General features: G+C 64.8%; 20 protein-coding genes. 1 reads left to right on the top strand and 19 read right to left on the bottom strand.

Annotated features, from left to right (window positions below):
- Positions 1-16 precede the first annotated feature (16 nt).
- The 6 genes from FIU86_RS01580 to creD form a co-directional block, all read right to left on the bottom strand.
- Positions 17-388, bottom strand: coding sequence for a GFA family protein (locus FIU86_RS01580; protein ID WP_152476864.1), 372 nt, complete (start codon positions 386-388; stop codon positions 17-19).
- Between the two features lie 4 nt (positions 389-392).
- The gene (locus tag FIU86_RS01575; protein ID WP_152473477.1) at positions 393-1,235 is read right to left on the bottom strand and encodes a DUF1989 domain-containing protein; all 843 of its coding nucleotides are present in this window, start codon (positions 1,233-1,235) and stop codon (positions 393-395) included.
- 7 nt (positions 1,236-1,242) lie between these two features.
- Positions 1,243-1,449: a hypothetical protein gene (locus tag FIU86_RS01570; protein ID WP_152473476.1), complete on the bottom strand. Its 207-nt coding sequence runs from the start codon at positions 1,447-1,449 to the stop codon at positions 1,243-1,245.
- 64 nt (positions 1,450-1,513) lie between these two features.
- Entirely contained in the window at positions 1,514-2,692 is a 1,179-nt protein-coding gene (locus FIU86_RS01565) for a type III PLP-dependent enzyme (protein ID WP_152473475.1), read from the bottom strand.
- Positions 2,693-2,908: 216 nt separating this feature from the next.
- Positions 2,909-4,552, bottom strand: a complete 1,644-nt coding sequence (locus FIU86_RS01560) for an FAD-binding dehydrogenase (RefSeq protein WP_152473474.1) — start codon at positions 4,550-4,552, stop codon at positions 2,909-2,911.
- A 66-nt stretch (positions 4,553-4,618) separates the two neighbouring features.
- Complete coding sequence (gene creD, locus FIU86_RS01555) at positions 4,619-6,043, bottom strand: cell envelope integrity protein CreD (RefSeq protein ID WP_152473473.1); 1,425 nt, start codon at positions 6,041-6,043, stop codon at positions 4,619-4,621.
- A 143-nt stretch (positions 6,044-6,186) separates the two neighbouring features.
- Between creD and FIU86_RS01550 the strand changes: the two genes are divergently transcribed.
- Positions 6,187-6,639, top strand: a complete 453-nt coding sequence (locus FIU86_RS01550) for a MarR family winged helix-turn-helix transcriptional regulator (RefSeq protein WP_152473472.1) — start codon at positions 6,187-6,189, stop codon at positions 6,637-6,639.
- Here the strand turns inward: FIU86_RS01550 and FIU86_RS01545 are convergent.
- From FIU86_RS01545 to FIU86_RS01490, 13 genes are all read right to left on the bottom strand, one after another.
- A complete protein-coding gene (locus FIU86_RS01545) occupies positions 6,609-6,908 on the bottom strand; it encodes a hypothetical protein (protein ID WP_152473471.1) in 300 nt (99 codons plus the stop codon). The two genes, FIU86_RS01550 and FIU86_RS01545, sit on opposite strands and share 31 nt — an antisense overlap.
- Positions 6,908-7,687, bottom strand: coding sequence for a succinate dehydrogenase iron-sulfur subunit (locus FIU86_RS01540; protein WP_103763861.1), 780 nt, complete (start codon positions 7,685-7,687; stop codon positions 6,908-6,910). The genes FIU86_RS01545 and FIU86_RS01540 overlap by 1 nt, the downstream gene beginning before the upstream one ends.
- Before the next feature lie 17 nt (positions 7,688-7,704).
- Positions 7,705-8,025: a succinate dehydrogenase gene (locus tag FIU86_RS01535; protein ID WP_152473470.1), complete on the bottom strand. Its 321-nt coding sequence runs from the start codon at positions 8,023-8,025 to the stop codon at positions 7,705-7,707.
- A complete protein-coding gene (locus FIU86_RS01530) occupies positions 8,022-8,771 on the bottom strand; it encodes a class I SAM-dependent methyltransferase (protein ID WP_172977397.1) in 750 nt (249 codons plus the stop codon). Before FIU86_RS01530 ends, FIU86_RS01535 begins: the two co-directional genes overlap by 4 nt.
- A gap of 5 nt (positions 8,772-8,776) precedes the next feature.
- Positions 8,777-9,373 (bottom strand): hypothetical protein, encoded by a 597-nt coding sequence (locus FIU86_RS22480; protein ID WP_172977396.1) that lies wholly within the window; start codon positions 9,371-9,373, stop codon positions 8,777-8,779.
- The gene (gene sdhA / locus FIU86_RS01525) at positions 9,373-11,178 is read right to left on the bottom strand and encodes a succinate dehydrogenase flavoprotein subunit (protein WP_152476862.1); all 1,806 of its coding nucleotides are present in this window, start codon (positions 11,176-11,178) and stop codon (positions 9,373-9,375) included. Before sdhA ends, FIU86_RS22480 begins: the two co-directional genes overlap by 1 nt.
- Before the next feature lie 100 nt (positions 11,179-11,278).
- On the bottom strand, positions 11,279-11,650 hold the full coding sequence (gene sdhD, locus FIU86_RS01520) for a succinate dehydrogenase, hydrophobic membrane anchor protein (protein WP_152473468.1): 372 nt from the start codon (positions 11,648-11,650) through the stop codon (positions 11,279-11,281).
- 14 nt (positions 11,651-11,664) lie between these two features.
- Positions 11,665-12,048, bottom strand: coding sequence for a succinate dehydrogenase, cytochrome b556 subunit (sdhC, locus tag FIU86_RS01515; RefSeq protein ID WP_152473467.1), 384 nt, complete (start codon positions 12,046-12,048; stop codon positions 11,665-11,667).
- A gap of 172 nt (positions 12,049-12,220) precedes the next feature.
- Positions 12,221-12,922 (bottom strand): DUF1194 domain-containing protein, encoded by a 702-nt coding sequence (locus tag FIU86_RS01510; RefSeq protein WP_152473466.1) that lies wholly within the window; start codon positions 12,920-12,922, stop codon positions 12,221-12,223.
- Positions 12,923-13,001: 79 nt separating this feature from the next.
- Positions 13,002-13,445, bottom strand: coding sequence for a response regulator (locus FIU86_RS01505; RefSeq protein WP_152473465.1), 444 nt, complete (start codon positions 13,443-13,445; stop codon positions 13,002-13,004).
- 72 nt (positions 13,446-13,517) lie between these two features.
- A complete protein-coding gene (locus FIU86_RS01500; RefSeq protein ID WP_152473464.1) occupies positions 13,518-14,549 on the bottom strand; it encodes a MaoC family dehydratase in 1,032 nt (343 codons plus the stop codon).
- A gap of 2 nt (positions 14,550-14,551) precedes the next feature.
- The gene (locus FIU86_RS01495) at positions 14,552-14,755 is read right to left on the bottom strand and encodes a DUF1737 domain-containing protein (protein WP_057793332.1); all 204 of its coding nucleotides are present in this window, start codon (positions 14,753-14,755) and stop codon (positions 14,552-14,554) included.
- A gap of 4 nt (positions 14,756-14,759) precedes the next feature.
- Positions 14,760-15,305 (bottom strand): NnrU family protein, encoded by a 546-nt coding sequence (locus FIU86_RS01490; RefSeq protein ID WP_152473463.1) that lies wholly within the window; start codon positions 15,303-15,305, stop codon positions 14,760-14,762.

The raw sequence follows: 15,305 nt of genomic DNA, 5'->3' as shown, positions 1-15,305 counted from the left end.
GGAAATTCGCGCGAACCTACGTCTCATCCCGCTCGAACCGCGCCAGTCCCGGCACCTCCGTCAACCACTTTTCCCGCCGCACGGTCCACAGCTCGTAGGTCGGCTCGAACACATTCGGCGCATCCAGCGACCCAAGGTGGACCTCCACCTCGCCGTCACTGACGGAAAACACCGACCCGCCGCAGCGCGGGCAGAAATGCCGCCCCTCCCAGGCCCGCGTTTCACCTCTAATCGTCACCGCCCACTCGGGAAAGATCGCGGCGGCAAAGAACACCGCACCATGATGCTTGCGGCAGTCCAGGCAATGGCACAGCCCCACCCGGTCGGGCGCACCTTCCGCCGTGATCCGCACCGCCCCGCACAGGCACCCGCCCTCGACCCGGTTCATGCCGCTATCTCCCGTGGGTCCGGTCATACCCGTTCACCAGCGGGCTGACCCAATCGCCCAAGGCCCCTTCCGCCGGCGCGAACACCTCGACCTTCAGCGGATAGCACGCCGCCGCGTCGCTGGAATGCTCCGCCGAGCAATCCCCACCCGGACAGGCGCTCAGCGCCCCCAGCAGGTCGATCTCGGCAAAGAACTCCAGGTAGTCGCCGGGCCGCACCGGGCTGGCCTTCATGAAATACTGGCCTGTGTCCCGCGTGAACCCGGTGCACATGAAGACGTTCAGCACGTCATGCACCAGCGGCTCCGCCTCCTCCAGCGAGACCTCCAATTCGTCCGCCACCGCCCGGATCAGGTTGGAATGACAGCAATGATGATATTGCGACCCGGCCAGCAGATTGCCGGTATAAGGATCGCAGCGCGTGCCGATCACGTCATGCACCGACCCGCCGAATTCGTCGATCCCGTACCAGCCCAGCGTATCCGCGATGATCGTCGCCATCGGCCGCAGATAAGGAAAGCCCGACCACATCCGCTCGCCGGTGGTCAGATGCGTGCCATGCAGCGCCCGCGACTTGCCGGAATAGAACCGCTCGCCCAGATCCTGCGCGTTCCACAGGTTCAGGTCCCCCACCTGGGGCCCCTCCACGCTGGTGATGCGAAAGAAATGCCCCGCCGCCACGCGAAAGCAGGCGGCCTCCCGCGGCGGAACGATCACCTCGCCGACCTTCTCGGCCCCTTCCCGCGCGGCGCGGTACAGGTCCAGATCCGGCACGGGCAGGGTGTCGTTGGGATAACAGACGACAGGCGCGACGGCCCGGCGCACATCGGCATCGGTGGGTTCCGGCATGGGGTCCTCAGGATTGCGGCGTGTTCCTCAGGCAATCCAAAGGCGGTTTGCCATCCGATGTAAAGGCCCGCGCCCCGCAGAAGGCACAGCGAAAGGCCGTCTGCGACGGGGTCGATGCGCCACGATCCTCGCGCCAGCGGCAATTGCGCATCTTCGGGCGCGCATAGATCGCCACCAGTATGAACGCAATGACAAGACCCACGACAATGAACATGCCGTGGGTCTTACACTGTCCCGCGGGGCAAGGCCAACAGGCCCACCCCGGATCGGGGGGCAGTTCAGAGCACGACCACGTCCAGCGGCGGAAAGCCGTTGAAGCCCACGCTGGAATAGGACGAGGTGTAGGCACCGCAGCTGCGGATGAACACCCGGTCGCCCGATTTCAGGCCCAGCGGCAGGTCGATCATGCGTTTTTCATAGAGAACATCCGCCGAGTCGCAGGACGGTCCGGCCAGGATGCAGGGCCCCATGCGCTCGCCGTCGCGGGCGGTCACGAACTGGTAACGGATGGCCTCGTCCATGGTCTCGGCCAAGCCCGAGAACATGCCGATATCCAGGTACACCCAGCGGTGCAGGTCGTCGGGCGACTTGCGCGACACCAGCACCACCTCGGCGGCGATCATGCCGGCCTCGGCCACCAAGCCACGGCCCGGCTCGGCCATCACGCGCGGGACGTCGCCGAAACGCTCGGCAACCATCTCGCGCACCTGCCCGGCATAGATCGCCGGCGCCGCGATTTCCTCGCCATAGAAGGCCGGGAAGCCGCCGCCGATATTCAGCAGGTCCAGCGCGTGGCCCGCGTCCTGTGCCGCACGCCACACGTCAGCGATCCGGTCCAGCACCGGCGCCCACATGGCGGTCTCTCGGGTCTGGCTGCCGACGTGGAACGACACGCCAACCGGGCGCAGGCCCAGCGATGCGGCGTAGTCCATCAGTGCCACGGCATGATCCGGCGCGCAGCCGAACTTGCGGGTCAGCGGCCAGTCAGCGCCCGACGCCTCGACGATCAGGCGGATGTAAACCTCGGCGCCCGGCGCGTGCTCGGCGATCTTGTCCAGCTCTTCCTCGGCATCGGCCGCGAACAGCGTCACGCCCACGTGGTGCGCAAACGCGATGTCACCCGGTTTCTTCACGGTGTTGCCGAACGAGATGTCCTCGGGACGCGCGCCCTGCGACAGGCACAGCTCAATCTCGCCCCGGCTGGCCGCGTCGAAATGGCTGCCTTCGTTCACCAGCGCCTCGATCACTTCCGGCTCCGGGTTGGCTTTCACGGCATAATGGATATGCGCATCGCCCAGCCCCTGCGCCAGCGCGCGATAGTTCTGCAGCACGACTTCGGTGTCGATCACCAGCGTCGGACGATCGAACGTGGTGGTACGCAGGAAACCCTCGATACGGGCGGCGCAAGCATGGCGGAAATCACCCGACAGGTCGGTGACGAAAGCGGTCATGGACATCTCCAAAGGTCACGAGGCGGCGCAGGGCCGCGAGGTAAAGTTCAGAGACGTTACCGTCGCTACGTAACCGCTTTGGTCTATGCCTTCGGGACAGAGGCGCGTGCGTTGGCGTCTGAACGCGCACATGGGGCCAAACCGTGAGTCGCGCAAGAGTTTTTGCGCGCCGGCAGATGAATTTTTCCACACAGTTTGAACTGTGTTTTCACTACATCAGTTTCAGGCGTTTTGCCCCGCAGCGCGGCCCGAGAATATGCATCCTCCAAGAAAGGTCCCCTCCAGCGCATTGTACCCGTGAAAGCCGCCACCGCCAAACCCCGCGACCTCTCCGGCGGCATAAAGCCCCTCCAGAACAGCGCCATCCGGGCGCAGCGCCCGCGCCTCCAGATCGGTGTGCAGCCCGCCCAGCGATTTGCGCGTCAGGATGTTCAGCCGCACGGCAATCAGCGGGCCGTTGGCAGGGTCCAGAATCTCATGAGGCTTCGCCGTCCGGATCAGCCTGTCGCCCCGATAGGCGCGCGCCTGCCTGATGGCGATCACCTGCGCATCCTTGGCAAACGGATTGCTCAACTGCGCATCCCGCGCCGCCACCTGCGCCCGCAACTGCGCAGCGTTCAGAGGTGCCTCAGGCGTGATCCGGTTCATGCCCTCGACGAGCGTCTCGAAATCCCGCGCAACGACGAAATCCTCACCATGCGCCTTGAACGCCTCGACAGCGCTGGTCGCCCCCTTGCCCAGCCGTTCCTTCAACACCTCGCGCCACTTGCCCGAGGTCAGGTCGGGGTTCTGCTCGCTGCCGGACAGGGCGAATTCCTTCTCGATGATCTTCTGCGTCAGGATGAACCACGAATGCTCGAACCCCGTGGACAATATGCGTCTCAAGGTGCTCAGCGTGTCGAACCCCGGCAGGCACGGCGCCTCCATCCGCACGCCCTTCGCGTCAAACCACATCGAGGACGGCCCGGGCAAAATACGGATCCCGTGGTTGGGCCAGATCGGGTCCCAGTTCTTCAGACCCTCGCAATAATGCCACATCCGGTCTTCGTTGATCGCGCCCGCGCCGGCGGCCTTGGCCACGTCCTGCATCTGGCCATCGACGTAATCCGGCACGCCCGCCACCATCACCTTGGGCGCGGGACCCAGCCGGTCCACGGGCCACAGCTTGCGCACCTTCTCGTGGTCCCCGCCGATCCCGCCCGAGGCGACGATCACGCTCTCGGTCTGAATCTCGAACTGCCCCGTCACCTCGCGAGTGGTCGAGGCCCCGCGCACCGCGTAATCCTGGGCCAGCACATCGCCGTGCAGGCCGGTCACGCGCCCGTCCGTCACATCCAGCCCGGTCACCCGATGCCGGAACGCCAACCGCAGCTTGCCCGCCTTCTCTGCCTCCTGCACCAACCGAACGAACGGCGCGACAACGCCCGTCCCCGTCCCCCAGGTGACGTGAAAGCGCGGCACCGAATTGCCATGCCCGTCCGCCTTGGCCCCGCCCCGTTCGGCCCAGCCCACCACGGGAAACCAGCGCATCCCAATGGCGTGCAGATACCCCCGCATCGGCCCGGCGGCGAAATCCAGATACGCCTCGGCCACGCGGCGGGGGTTCGCATCCTCGGGCCGGTCGAACTGCGCGCTGCCCATCCAGTCCTGCGCCGCCAGATCCCGGCTATCCCGAATACCCATGCGCCGCTGCTCCGGCGTGTCGATCATCATCAGACCGCCCAGTGACCAGAACGCCTGCCCGCCCAGGGATTGTGGCCCCTCCTGATCCAGCAGCACCACCTTGCGCCCGCGCTGCACCGCCTCATGCGCGGCAACGAGGCCGGCCAGCCCGCCGCCCACGATCGCGATATCGGTCTTTTCCATGGTCACCTCCCGCACTTGCGGGGCAGCCTAACCCGGCCACCCCGCCTCATGGAAGGAAACGTCGCGTCAGCTTGTGGGCTGTGGCGCTTCCGGCTGCGGCTCTGCCTTGCGGAACCACCCGCGGCGCGGCCCGGTGCGCGGCTCGCCGTACCAGTTCTCGTTCCGCGTGGCGAACATGGTGCCCGCAATCGCCGCGAACAGAAGGATCGACCCGGCCAGCAGGGCATAATCGGCGCTGCGCAGAATGAGGTAGAGCACACCGTAAAGCACCGCCAGCATCGCCCCCACCACCAGCGTCCGGTGGCCCAGCTTCAGCGCCGTCGCGGCGAACGCCGTCACCAACCCGACCGTCGCCGCGCCCGACACCAGATAGGCCATGCCGAAACCCACTTGCTCGGACAGCGCCAGCATCAGCAGGAAGAACGCCGATTGCGCCAGCCCGATCAGGATATACTGCACCGGGTGCGTCGGCCGCTTCGTCTGCCCTTCCACCAGGAAAATCGTCAGGAAGGTCAGACCGATGAACAGGATGCCGTACCGCGCCGCGCGATAGGCCTTCTGGTAGAAGTCGTTCGGCTGGTAAAGCCCCACGCCAAAGCTCGACTGGCTCCGCGCCGCCTCGTTCTGATCCTCGCGGCTGACCTGCGGCAGCGGTCGCGCCAGATGCGGGATAACCCAATGCGCCTCGAACCCGTCCTCGCGCACCTCGTGGCTGTCAGGCAGGAACGCGCCTTGGAACTCGGGATGCGGCCAGTCCGAGGTCAGCGTCACCCGCGTCTCGCGCCCCACCGGCGTGAACGACAGCGCCTCGGCGCCATTCAGCCCCATCTTCAGGTCGAACGCCCCGATCTCTCGCGGGTCCCCTGTCGGCGCGCGCAGCCCACCGATATAGCGGTTCTCGCTCGCCACCGGCTCCATCTCCAGCGCCCGGCCATCGGCCATCAAACGCGTCTCACCCCGCAGCGCGCGGTTACTGCTCACGTAGACGCGCACCTCCGCCTCGTCCCACAGCAGAACCTCCTCACCGCGCAGCACCTCCTCTGCCTCGGCGGAGTTGAAATCGAACGCGCCTTCCGCCTTGGCGGTATAGACCGGCACCGAGAAGATGCCCCGGCTGCGCTCCTGCGTGGTCTTGTCCACGCCGAGGTCCAGCGTATCGGGATAGACATATACGGGATCACGCCGCAGCGTCCGCTCCACCTGTTTGAACCGAAACACCGGCTGATCATCGCCATCCAGCTTCTGCTCACCGGTCACGGGGTCGATCACCTCCTCGCGTTCGCGCACCATTACCGTTTCCTCGACCGGGATGATCAGAACGGGGCCGGACAAGAGCTGCCGTCCGCCCCACTCCTGCCCGACCGACGCAATGGTCTGGCGGTTGTAGTCCGCACGGCTGTCGATGATCGCACCGACGAAAAACACAGGGATGGTCATCAGCAGCACCAACAGGCCCACGATGATGAACCGCAATCCGGGGGAACGCAGCATTGGAATGTCCTCTCATTTCATATTCCGATGCCGCCTTTTTGCGCAGGCCCCCGTGCAGACGCCCCCGCCCCCGTTGCGCAGATTTCGTGCAGGCCGGCAAACGCCCCTTGCCCCCCAAATGCACCTGCATTTATGGTTCAGGCATGAGCAGAACACCCCAGAACCTTTCTGCGTGGCAGGTCCTGTCGCGCACCCACCGCCGCCTTCAGAACCATCTGGAGTCCGCGCTCAAGGCCGAAGGCCTGCCGCCGCTCGACGTGCTGGATGCGCTGGCCGCACTTGACGCGGGCCAAGATGGCCAGACCGCGAAATCACTGGAAAACAGCCTGATGCTGCCGCAATACGGCGTGTCACGCCTGCTGGACCGGATGGAAAAAGACGGGCTGATCCGCCGCGTCGCGGATGCCACGGACAAACGGCTGAAGCATGTTCACCTGACCGAGACGGGCCGTGCCACGCTGATCGCCATGGTCCAGACGCGCGATGCCGCGCTCAATACATTCCTCGCGCCCCGGGCCAAGCCGGGGCAACTGGACCGCATCACCGATCTGCTATCCCTGCTGGATCAGGACTTGTCCGACCCGACCTCGGGATAAAGCAACCCGAACAGCGCCAGGGGCCGCTCTTCGCGCGACAAGGTTCCCTGGTCCCAGCCATCGCCGAACGCGGCGAAGACCTCCTTGTCGTCATAATGGTCGTCGAAAACCTTGCCCGCGCGTTCGACAAGCCCCGCGAGTTCACTGACGAACCTGCTCTCCCCGATCGCCGTCCGGTTCAGGTAATGCAGCCGCCCCGACAGGTGGCGGCACACGTCCCGAAACTCTTCCTTCGACTGGAAATCGAGCTCGGGACGCGGCTTGCTCATTACACCGCACGCTCCAGCATCATCTTCTTGATCTCGGCAATCGCCTTGGCGGGGTTCAGCCCCTTGGGGCAGGTCTTGGCGCAGTTCATGATCGTGTGACAGCGATAGAGCTTGAACGGATCTTCCAGATCGTCCAGCCGCTCGCCCGTCGCCTCGTCCCGACTGTCGATGATCCAGCGATAGGCGTGCAACAGCGCCGCCGGTCCAAGATACTTGTCGCCGTTCCACCAATAGCTGGGGCAGGCGGTCGAACAGGACGCGCACATCACGCATTCATATAGGCCATCGAGCTTTTCGCGGTCCTCGATCGACTGCTTCCACTCCTTCGCGGGGCGGTTCGTCTTGGTCTCCAGCCACGGCATGATGCTGGCGTGCTGGGCGTAGAAGTGCGTCAGGTCCGGGATCAGGTCCTTGACCACCGGCATGTGCGGCAGCGGATAGATCTTCACGTCGCCCTTCACCTCGTCCAGACCATAGATACAGGCCAGCGTGTTGATCCCGTCGATATTCATCGCGCAGGATCCGCAAATCCCCTCGCGGCAGGACCGGCGGAACGTCAGCGTCGGGTCGACCTCATTCTTGATCTTGATCAGCGCGTCCAGAACCATCGGCCCGCACTTATCCATGTCCAGAAAGTACGTATCGACCTGTGGGTTCTTCCCGTCATCGGGGTTCCAGCGATAAATCTGGAACTTGCGTACGTTCTTGGCGCCTTCGGGCTTGGGCCACGTCTTTCCCTTGGTGATCCGGGAATTCTTCGGAAGCGTCAGTTGTACCATTTACGTTTCCTCTCCGTTCAGCGGCCCAGCAGGACCAGACCGTTTTCAGCAATACATTGAACCGACTCGGGCCGGCTTGCGATGTCCACCACCAGCTCGACCGTCGCGGGCTGAACCCCGCCCACGGAATCGCGCGCGATGGTGATGATTTCCCCGGCCGAGGCCGCGTCGATGATGCAGTCGGTGACGGGCGCCACGGTGACGCCCGGAAAGCGTTGCGCGACGATGCCGTTGACCACCGTCTTGGCGCGGTCCCGCGCGATGGCGTCGGCGGCGTCATTGGCCGCATCGCACCCTGTCAGCAGCAGCGGCAGCGCAAGAATGGCAAGCCACCTCATTCCGCCGCCTCCATTTCCTTCAACTCGGGCAGCACGTCCTCGACCTTGCGCATCTGCATGATCTGCTTGAGGTTCTTCGGCCCGAACTCCACGATCGTCAGGTCCATGAACTTCGCCACGATCTCGTCTCGCGCGTCCTCCAGAACCCGGTTTTCGGGGTCAAGCCCGGTCACGATCCCCAGCCCGCAGGGCCGCGGGTTCAGCACGTCGAACGCCAGCTCGGGGCGGTATTCGCGCAGGATCAGCGTCATCTTCCAAACGTCGCCCGACCAGCCCTTGGTACGCTCGGAGTCCCACTCCCGCTCGGCGGCGGCGGGGGAAAACGGCACAAGGTCATGCAGCAGGATCGCCGCGTCGGGATGGCATAGCTTTTCCGTGGCGATGAAATCGTCCAGCACGTACTCGAACAGGTGCATCCCGTCGATAAAGGCCATGTCAATGCGCGGCGCTATCTCATGCGCCTGCCCGCTGTCAAAGAAATCGCCGCTGGTCTTCTGGATCAGGTGCAGCGCGGCCTTGTCGCCCATCACGTCACCACTCAGGCGAAACGCAGGATCGACAGCGATGGCCTTGCCGGGGCATCGCATCAGCGAATGCCCCCGCCCCGCGCCGATCTCGAGATACCACTCCGGGCGTCTCGTCCCGTGCAGCACCTCCAGCACGTCCAGGTAATGCCGCCCCCGCGCACGCGGCCAGCCCGCCGGACGGGCGGGCTTTGCCGTGATATGCGTGGCGGCCTTGGGCATTGCGATCAGTTGCCGATACAGTATTGCGTACCGCCATACAGGACAGGCGCATGTTTCGGGCAAGGCCCCTGTTTGCGTACGACGCCCGTCACCTTGACCACCGGGCTGCCGCCCCGACCCAGCGCCTGGTCGGCGCAGGCATTGATCCGGTTCGCCGCCTCGGCGGTCACACGGCCATGCGGCACGATCCAGATCCGGGTCTGCTGGCCAATGGGCACTTCCTGCCATTGCCCGCCCAGACGGACACCGCCGCCAATGCCGAACTTGTGCTTGCAGTCCAGGATGGCGCTGCGCTGTTCGCCGACCGAGATATAGCGGTTCGGGTTCGCCGCCGCGGTCACCGTCGACGCGCCGAAGCGATACGCGATGCAGCTGTTCAGCGCCTGCGCCTCGTAATTGGACGCGCCAGAGCCGCGCACGGGTTTCAGGATCACCTCGTCGCCCCGGACATTGGTCACGTAGGACCCTTCCGGGCTCACCTCGGCAAAGCACGCCTGCACGACGCGGTCCACATTCGCGGGTGTGGTGTCGATGGCATGCGCAGCGCCGGCCAGCATCGTCAGGCCACCAATGGCGGCGGCGGTTCTCAGTATGGCTTTCATCAGAATGTCCTCTCCTTGGGTGCAATCTTCTTCAAATTGATCCCACCCTCGGATTCGGTCGTGAGCGGGTCCTCGATAATGGGACGATAGCTCAGATCGACCGTCTTGCCATCCACCCGCGCAACAGTGTGCACGCGCCAGTTTTCATCGTCGCGCTTCGAGAAATCCTCGTGCGCATGGGCGCCACGGCTTTCCTTGCGCGCCTCCGCTCCTGCGATTGTGGCCAGCGCGTTGGGCATCAGGTTGGTCAGCTCCAGCGTTTCCATCAGGTCGCTGTTCCACACGAGGCTGCGGTCGGTCACCTTTATGTCATCCAGCTTGGCGGCAATGGCATCCATCTTTTTGACGCCCTCGGACAGGGTTTTGGAGGTGCGGAACACTGCCGCGTCCTCCTGCATCGTGCGCTGCATCTCCAGCCGCAACTCGGCCGTCGGCGTGCCGCCATCGGCGTTACGGAAATGGTCGAACCGATCCAGCGCCTTGTCGACCTGACCCGCATCCGTCGCCGGCACGGCGCTCTCGGGATTGACCACCTTGCCCGCGCGGATGGCCGAGGCCCGACCGAACACCACGAGGTCAATCAGCGAGTTGGACCCCAGACGGTTCGCACCATGCACGCTCGCGCAGCCCGCCTCACCCACGGCCATCAGGCCCGGCACCACGGCATGCGGGTCGTCCTTGCTGGGGTTCAGAACCTCGCCCCAATAGTTCGTCGGAATGCCGCCCATGTTGTAATGGACCGTGGGCAGCACCGGGATCGGCTCTTTCGTCACGTCCACCCCGGCAAAGATCTTGGCCGATTCCGAGATCCCCGGCAGGCGCAGGTTCAGCGCCTCGGCGGGCAGGTGGCTGAGGTTCAGGTGAATATGATCGCCATGCTCCCCCACGCCGCGCCCTTCGCGGATCTCCATCGTCATCGACCGGCTGACATAGTCGCGCGGCGCAAGGTCCTTGTAGTTGGGCGCATAGCGCTCCATGAACCGCTCGCCTTCGCTGTTGGTCAGGTAACCGCCCTCGCCCCGCGCGCCCTCGGTGATCAGGCAGCCCGAACCGTAGATGCCCGTCGGGTGGAACTGAACGAACTCCATATCCTGAAGCGGCAGACCCGCGCGGGCCACCATGCCGCCGCCATCGCCGGTACAGGTATGGGCGGACGTCGCACTGAAATACGCGCGGCCGTAACCGCCGGTCGCCAGCACCACCATCTTGGAGTTGAACACGTGGATCGTGCCGTCATCCAGCTTCCAGCAGACGACGCCGGTGCACTGCCCGTCCTCGCTCATCATCAGGTCGATGGCGAAATATTCGATGTAGAACTCTGCGTTGTTCTTCAGGCTTTGCCCGTAAAGCGTATGCAAAATCGCGTGGCCGGTCCGGTCAGCCGCGGCACAGGTCCGCTGCACCGGGGGGCCTTCGCCGAACTCGGTCGTGTGCCCGCCGAAGGGGCGCTGGTAAATCCGCCCCTCCTCGGTGCGCGAAAACGGCACACCGTAATGCTCCAACTCATAGACCGCCTTGGGCGCCTCGCGCGCCAGATATTCCATCGCGTCCGTATCACCCAGCCAGTCCGACCCCTTCACGGTGTCGTACATGTGCCACTGCCAGCTGTCGGGGCCCATATTGCCAAGCGATGCCGCGATACCGCCCTGCGCCGCCACGGTATGCGAGCGCGTCGGGAACACCTTTGTCACGCACGCCGTGCGCAGGCCCTGTTCCGCCATGCCAAGCGTCGCGCGCAGCCCCGCGCCGCCCGCGCCCACCACAACCACGTCGTAATCATGTGTCTCGTATTCGTAAGCCGCCATGCTTCGTGCCTTTTCCGGTTCGTCTGCTCGGGCCATGCCGGCCCCGGCTATATGGTCTCGTACGGGCCAAGGCGCCGCGCGCCCTGCCCTTGAATATCTCTCAGAGCGCCAGTCGCGCGATGGCGAATAGCCCCGTCGCCATGGCGCCATAGCTCAGGCACGTCACAAGGATGATCGTCACCTTCTGCGCCGTGCCATGCACATAGTCCTCGATCAGCACCTGGCACCCGTCCGCGAAATGCTTGAAGCCGACGACCAGCGTCAGCGCCACGATGATGGCCGGGAAGGGCCGCGCGTAATAGGCCGTGACCTCCTCGAACGAACTGCCCAGGATGCCGCCGAAGGTGAACACGAAAAGCGGGATCAGGATGAGCAGCGCGACGCTCTGCACCTTCATCGCCCAGAAGTGATGGACGCCGGTCTTGGCCGAGCCAAGGCCCACGGCGCGTTTGCGGTCTGTCAGGAAACGCATGTCCGGGGTCTCCTTCAGATGAACAGCACGGTCAGGATGGTCAGAACGACCGATCCGCCGATCGCCGCCCAGCCCAGCATCTCGGCCTTGTCGACTTCCAGCATCATCGCGTTGTCCCAGATCAGGTGCCGCACACCCGCCAGCGTGTGATACCACAGCGCCCAGAGCGACAGGAACATCACGATGTCACCGAACCAGCTGGTCACCACCGCGTCGGCAGTCGCGAAATAGTCGGCCGAGGTCGCGGCGGCCAAAAGCCACCACACCGTCAACAGCGCGGCGACAAGCAGGGCGTTCCCGGTGATCCGGGTCAGGATCGACGTCATCGACGTCAGCTGCGGGCGATAGATTGTGAGGTGGGGCGAAAGCGGCCGGTTGCCGCGATTGACGTCTGCCATTGGCATTCCCTTTCTCGTCGCGATGTGGCGCCGACCCGGGTGAGCCAGCCTGCCCCGCGATTTGAGTTCGTTTTATCCAATCATCCGGGGGCTCTGCAAACCCGTATTCTTCAAATAGTGCAGGCATTTCGTCGCAAAAGCAGTTTTCGTGATCACATACTCTAGTGCGTGATCACAAATGCGGCGCAAAGGAATCACTCGGCGCTTTCGAGATGGGTTTGGTAACTTCGCGCAGCAGTTTGCGGCGCATTCGGGCCGGGTACTCGGCGTAATCATTGGCTGTGATCACAAACGCGCCAGGCCCGTGAATGACGTTTTCCCAGAAATACTCGGTCATCATCGGCTCGGCTCCTTCGATGACCAGCGCGTTGACGATGATCCCCTGCTCGGTCAGCAGGCCATGCACCGCACGCGGCTCCGGCCCCTCGTTGGACGACCCGTCGCCCGACACGTCGATCACCCGGCGGCGGCATCCGGGCACATCCGCGAACTGCGCCGCGCCGACCTCCAGCGCCTCGCCAATGGCGGTAGAGAAGTTGCGCCAGACGCGCGGCGTGGTCTCGATCCGCGCCGCCAGCGCCTCGACCGCGTCGAAATCCGTCATCCGCTGCCACGGCACCACCACGCGCTGGCGCGAGGTGCCAGTCCATTGCAGCACCAGCACCGCCGCTTCGCCCACGACCAGAGCCTCGCTGACCGCAGTATCGCGCAGCCCGTCGGCCAATCCCTGCATCTGGATGCGATATTCCCCTTCGTCGACCGAACCCGACACGTCCACCGCCAGCACAAGTGCCACCTCGCAGGCGGCGGCGGACACGACCGCGCCGCCAGCCCCGACAGCCGTAAGCCAAAGACACAGGAGCGCGCGTAGCATGCCGACAGCATGCGCCGAACCGCTGTCGCTGCCCAGAAAAACCGTTCAGCGCGCCGCGCACATTCGCGTTGGCCTGCCTTCAGGCGCTGCGGCGCATCGGCCCCGCCACGCGTTGTGTAATCATGTCGCCCACGCTCTCGCGGAAGAAATCACGCAATTTGCGCATCGGGTCATCGGTCTTGTCGATCACGCACAGGCCCGCCGCGCGGGCCTTGTCCCACATGAACGGTGACGGCCAGCCCGACACGATCACGATCGGCACGTCCGACAGCTCCGGCTCACCGGCCAGTTCACCGGCAAACTCGCTGCCCGAGCCATCGGGCACGCTGTTGTCGCACAGGATGGCGGAATAGCGGGATTGCGACAGCGCCTTGCGCGCGGTTTCGATGGTCGAGACGAAATCGATCTCGGCCTCCACCCGCGCCCCGCGCATGGCGCGGCGGATCATCTCCTGGTCATGGGCACTGTCTTCGAGGACGAGGCACCGCAGCCGCGGGCCCTCGAGAGGCGTTGGATCAGGCATTGCAACCTCCTTTCGCACGGGAAAGAAGGCTACAAGCGACGTGTTAACAAACCGAAAACGCCGCTCCGTGCCTCAGATCGGCATCAGCGCCCAGTAATCCAGGTCCAGCAGGACATGGGGCAGGTACTTGCCATCCTCGCCGCGCAGGCTGAACGCCTCGCCACCCTTGGTGGCCACCAGCCGCAACCGCAGCGCACCGATGCCCGGCACCGCGGTCTCGGCGCGGTCCAGCACCTCGGACCACGCCCGCACGGTATCCCCGGCAAAGCACGGGTTCACGTGGCTGCCCGCATTGATCGCCGCGATCATCTGCGCGTTGGCCAGCCCGTTGAAGCTCAGCGCGCGGGCCATGGAAATAACATGCCCGCCATAGATCAAGCGCTTGCCATCCTCGCGCGGGGTCACGTCGAAATGGGTCTTCGACGTGTTCTGCCACAGGCGCGTCGCCATCATGTGCTCGGCTTCCTCGATGGTCACGCCGTCGACGTGATCGATCGTCTCGCCAACCTCGTAGTCGCCCCAGCGATGCGGCTCGCCCGCCAGCGTCAAATCGTAGTTCGAAAAATCCAGCCCCGCCGGGATCACCAGGTCCTCGGGGGCCACATGCGGCGCGGTGTCGGGCACCACCGGCTCGGGCGCGGGCGCCTCCACGTCCTTTTTCCGCACCATCACCCAGCGCACGAACTCCATGACCGGCAGGTCCTGCTGGTTCAGGCCCGTCGTGCGCACCCAGACAATCCCGGTCTTGCCACTCGATGTCTGCTTAACCCCGATCACCTCGGACTCCGCGCGCAGCGTGTCGCCCGCATAGACCGGCCGCAGCCACCGTGCCTCGGCATAGCCCAAATTCGCCACAGCGTTCAGCGAGATATCCGGCACGCTCTTGCCAAAGACGATGTGAAACGCCGCCAGATCGTCAATCGGGCTGGCGGGCAGGCCGCAGGCGCGCGCAAACTCGTCCGAGGAATAAAGCGCGTGGCGCGCCGGGTAGAGCGCATGATAGAGCGCCCGCTCGCCCCCCGACACAGTGCGCGGCACCGCATGCGGGATCACGTCACCAACGGTGTAATCCTCGAAAAAACGCCCCGGATTGGTCTTGGCCATGCTCACTGCTCTCCCAGCTTGATCTCGGGGCTGTAGTCGCCCTCGGCCTCTTTCACCACGGCCTGCCCACAACGCATCACGCCATTGGCCGCGTCGAACGCATAGGTCGGGCTGCCATGCAGCTCCCACCCCTTGTTCAACGCCTCGGTCACCTTGTGGCAAAAGGCCGACGTGTCATCGGCCGAGAGGAATCGATAAAGTTTCATACGCTCACCCAAAGGCCGGATAGCCCAGCCAGTAATGCACGGCCACGATCAGGCCGTAGACCACGACACTGCCCACCGCCGCGGCGATTTCCTTGGATTTCGGCGCCGGGTCGGGGCGCACCCACTCCGGCTGCGACTTGTTGATCACGATCATCTCGACCATTGCCCAGGCCAGCAGCCCGCCGAACAGGATGAAGGACGGCACATCGCCATTCACCAACAGGTGCGCCAGCGCCCAGACCTTGACCGCGCCCAGCATCGGATGCCGCATCTTGCGTGCCAGCGCCGTTTTCATGCCGGAGGCCGCGAACATGTAGACCGACAGCAGCATCAGCAGGTTGTTGATCCCCACCGTCATCGGGTGCCGCCCCCAGAAGAACGCGCCATCCGCCGCCTGGTAGCCCTTGGTCATCATCCAGATGCTGACCAGCAGCACCACGGCGATCACCGCCTTGCCCGCATTGCCCATCGCTGCCCTTGGCCCCGGCGCGATCCGTTTGAACAAATGCGCCACGGACCAAAGCAGCACGCCTGCGATCAGCAATCCCAT

Source organism: Roseovarius sp. THAF9, assembly GCF_009363715.1.
GTDB lineage: Bacteria > Pseudomonadota > Alphaproteobacteria > Rhodobacterales > Rhodobacteraceae > Roseovarius.
Note: the sequence above shows the minus strand (reverse complement) of the source record. Positions and strands in the feature narration are given on the sequence as shown.

Bases quoted from the DNA above. Each gene is read 5' to 3' on its own strand.
- FIU86_RS01580 (WP_152476864.1), bottom strand. From the start codon at position 388: ATGAACCGGGTCGAGGGCGGGTGCCTGTGCGGGGCGGTGCGGATCACG.
- FIU86_RS01575 (WP_152473477.1), bottom strand. From the start codon at position 1,235: ATGCCGGAACCCACCGATGCCGATGTGCGCCGGGCCGTCGCGCCTGTC.
- FIU86_RS01570 (WP_152473476.1), bottom strand. From the start codon at position 1,449: ATGTTCATTGTCGTGGGTCTTGTCATTGCGTTCATACTGGTGGCGATC.
- FIU86_RS01565 (WP_152473475.1), bottom strand. From the start codon at position 2,692: ATGTCCATGACCGCTTTCGTCACCGACCTGTCGGGTGATTTCCGCCAT.
- FIU86_RS01560 (WP_152473474.1), bottom strand. From the start codon at position 4,552: ATGGAAAAGACCGATATCGCGATCGTGGGCGGCGGGCTGGCCGGCCTC.
- creD (WP_152473473.1), bottom strand. From the start codon at position 6,043: ATGCTGCGTTCCCCCGGATTGCGGTTCATCATCGTGGGCCTGTTGGTG.
- FIU86_RS01550 (WP_152473472.1), top strand. From the start codon at position 6,187: ATGAGCAGAACACCCCAGAACCTTTCTGCGTGGCAGGTCCTGTCGCGC.
- FIU86_RS01545 (WP_152473471.1), bottom strand. From the start codon at position 6,908: ATGAGCAAGCCGCGTCCCGAGCTCGATTTCCAGTCGAAGGAAGAGTTT.
- FIU86_RS01540 (WP_103763861.1), bottom strand. From the start codon at position 7,687: ATGGTACAACTGACGCTTCCGAAGAATTCCCGGATCACCAAGGGAAAG.
- FIU86_RS01535 (WP_152473470.1), bottom strand. From the start codon at position 8,025: ATGAGGTGGCTTGCCATTCTTGCGCTGCCGCTGCTGCTGACAGGGTGC.
- FIU86_RS01530 (WP_172977397.1), bottom strand. From the start codon at position 8,771: ATGCCCAAGGCCGCCACGCATATCACGGCAAAGCCCGCCCGTCCGGCG.
- FIU86_RS22480 (WP_172977396.1), bottom strand. From the start codon at position 9,373: ATGAAAGCCATACTGAGAACCGCCGCCGCCATTGGTGGCCTGACGATG.
- sdhA (WP_152476862.1), bottom strand. From the start codon at position 11,178: ATGGCGGCTTACGAATACGAGACACATGATTACGACGTGGTTGTGGTG.
- sdhD (WP_152473468.1), bottom strand. From the start codon at position 11,650: ATGCGTTTCCTGACAGACCGCAAACGCGCCGTGGGCCTTGGCTCGGCC.
- sdhC (WP_152473467.1), bottom strand. From the start codon at position 12,048: ATGGCAGACGTCAATCGCGGCAACCGGCCGCTTTCGCCCCACCTCACA.
- FIU86_RS01510 (WP_152473466.1), bottom strand. From the start codon at position 12,922: ATGCTACGCGCGCTCCTGTGTCTTTGGCTTACGGCTGTCGGGGCTGGC.
- FIU86_RS01505 (WP_152473465.1), bottom strand. From the start codon at position 13,445: ATGCCTGATCCAACGCCTCTCGAGGGCCCGCGGCTGCGGTGCCTCGTC.
- FIU86_RS01500 (WP_152473464.1), bottom strand. From the start codon at position 14,549: ATGGCCAAGACCAATCCGGGGCGTTTTTTCGAGGATTACACCGTTGGT.
- FIU86_RS01495 (WP_057793332.1), bottom strand. From the start codon at position 14,755: ATGAAACTTTATCGATTCCTCTCGGCCGATGACACGTCGGCCTTTTGC.
- FIU86_RS01490 (WP_152473463.1), bottom strand. From the start codon at position 15,305: ATGGGATTGCTGATCGCAGGCGTGCTGCTTTGGTCCGTGGCGCATTTG.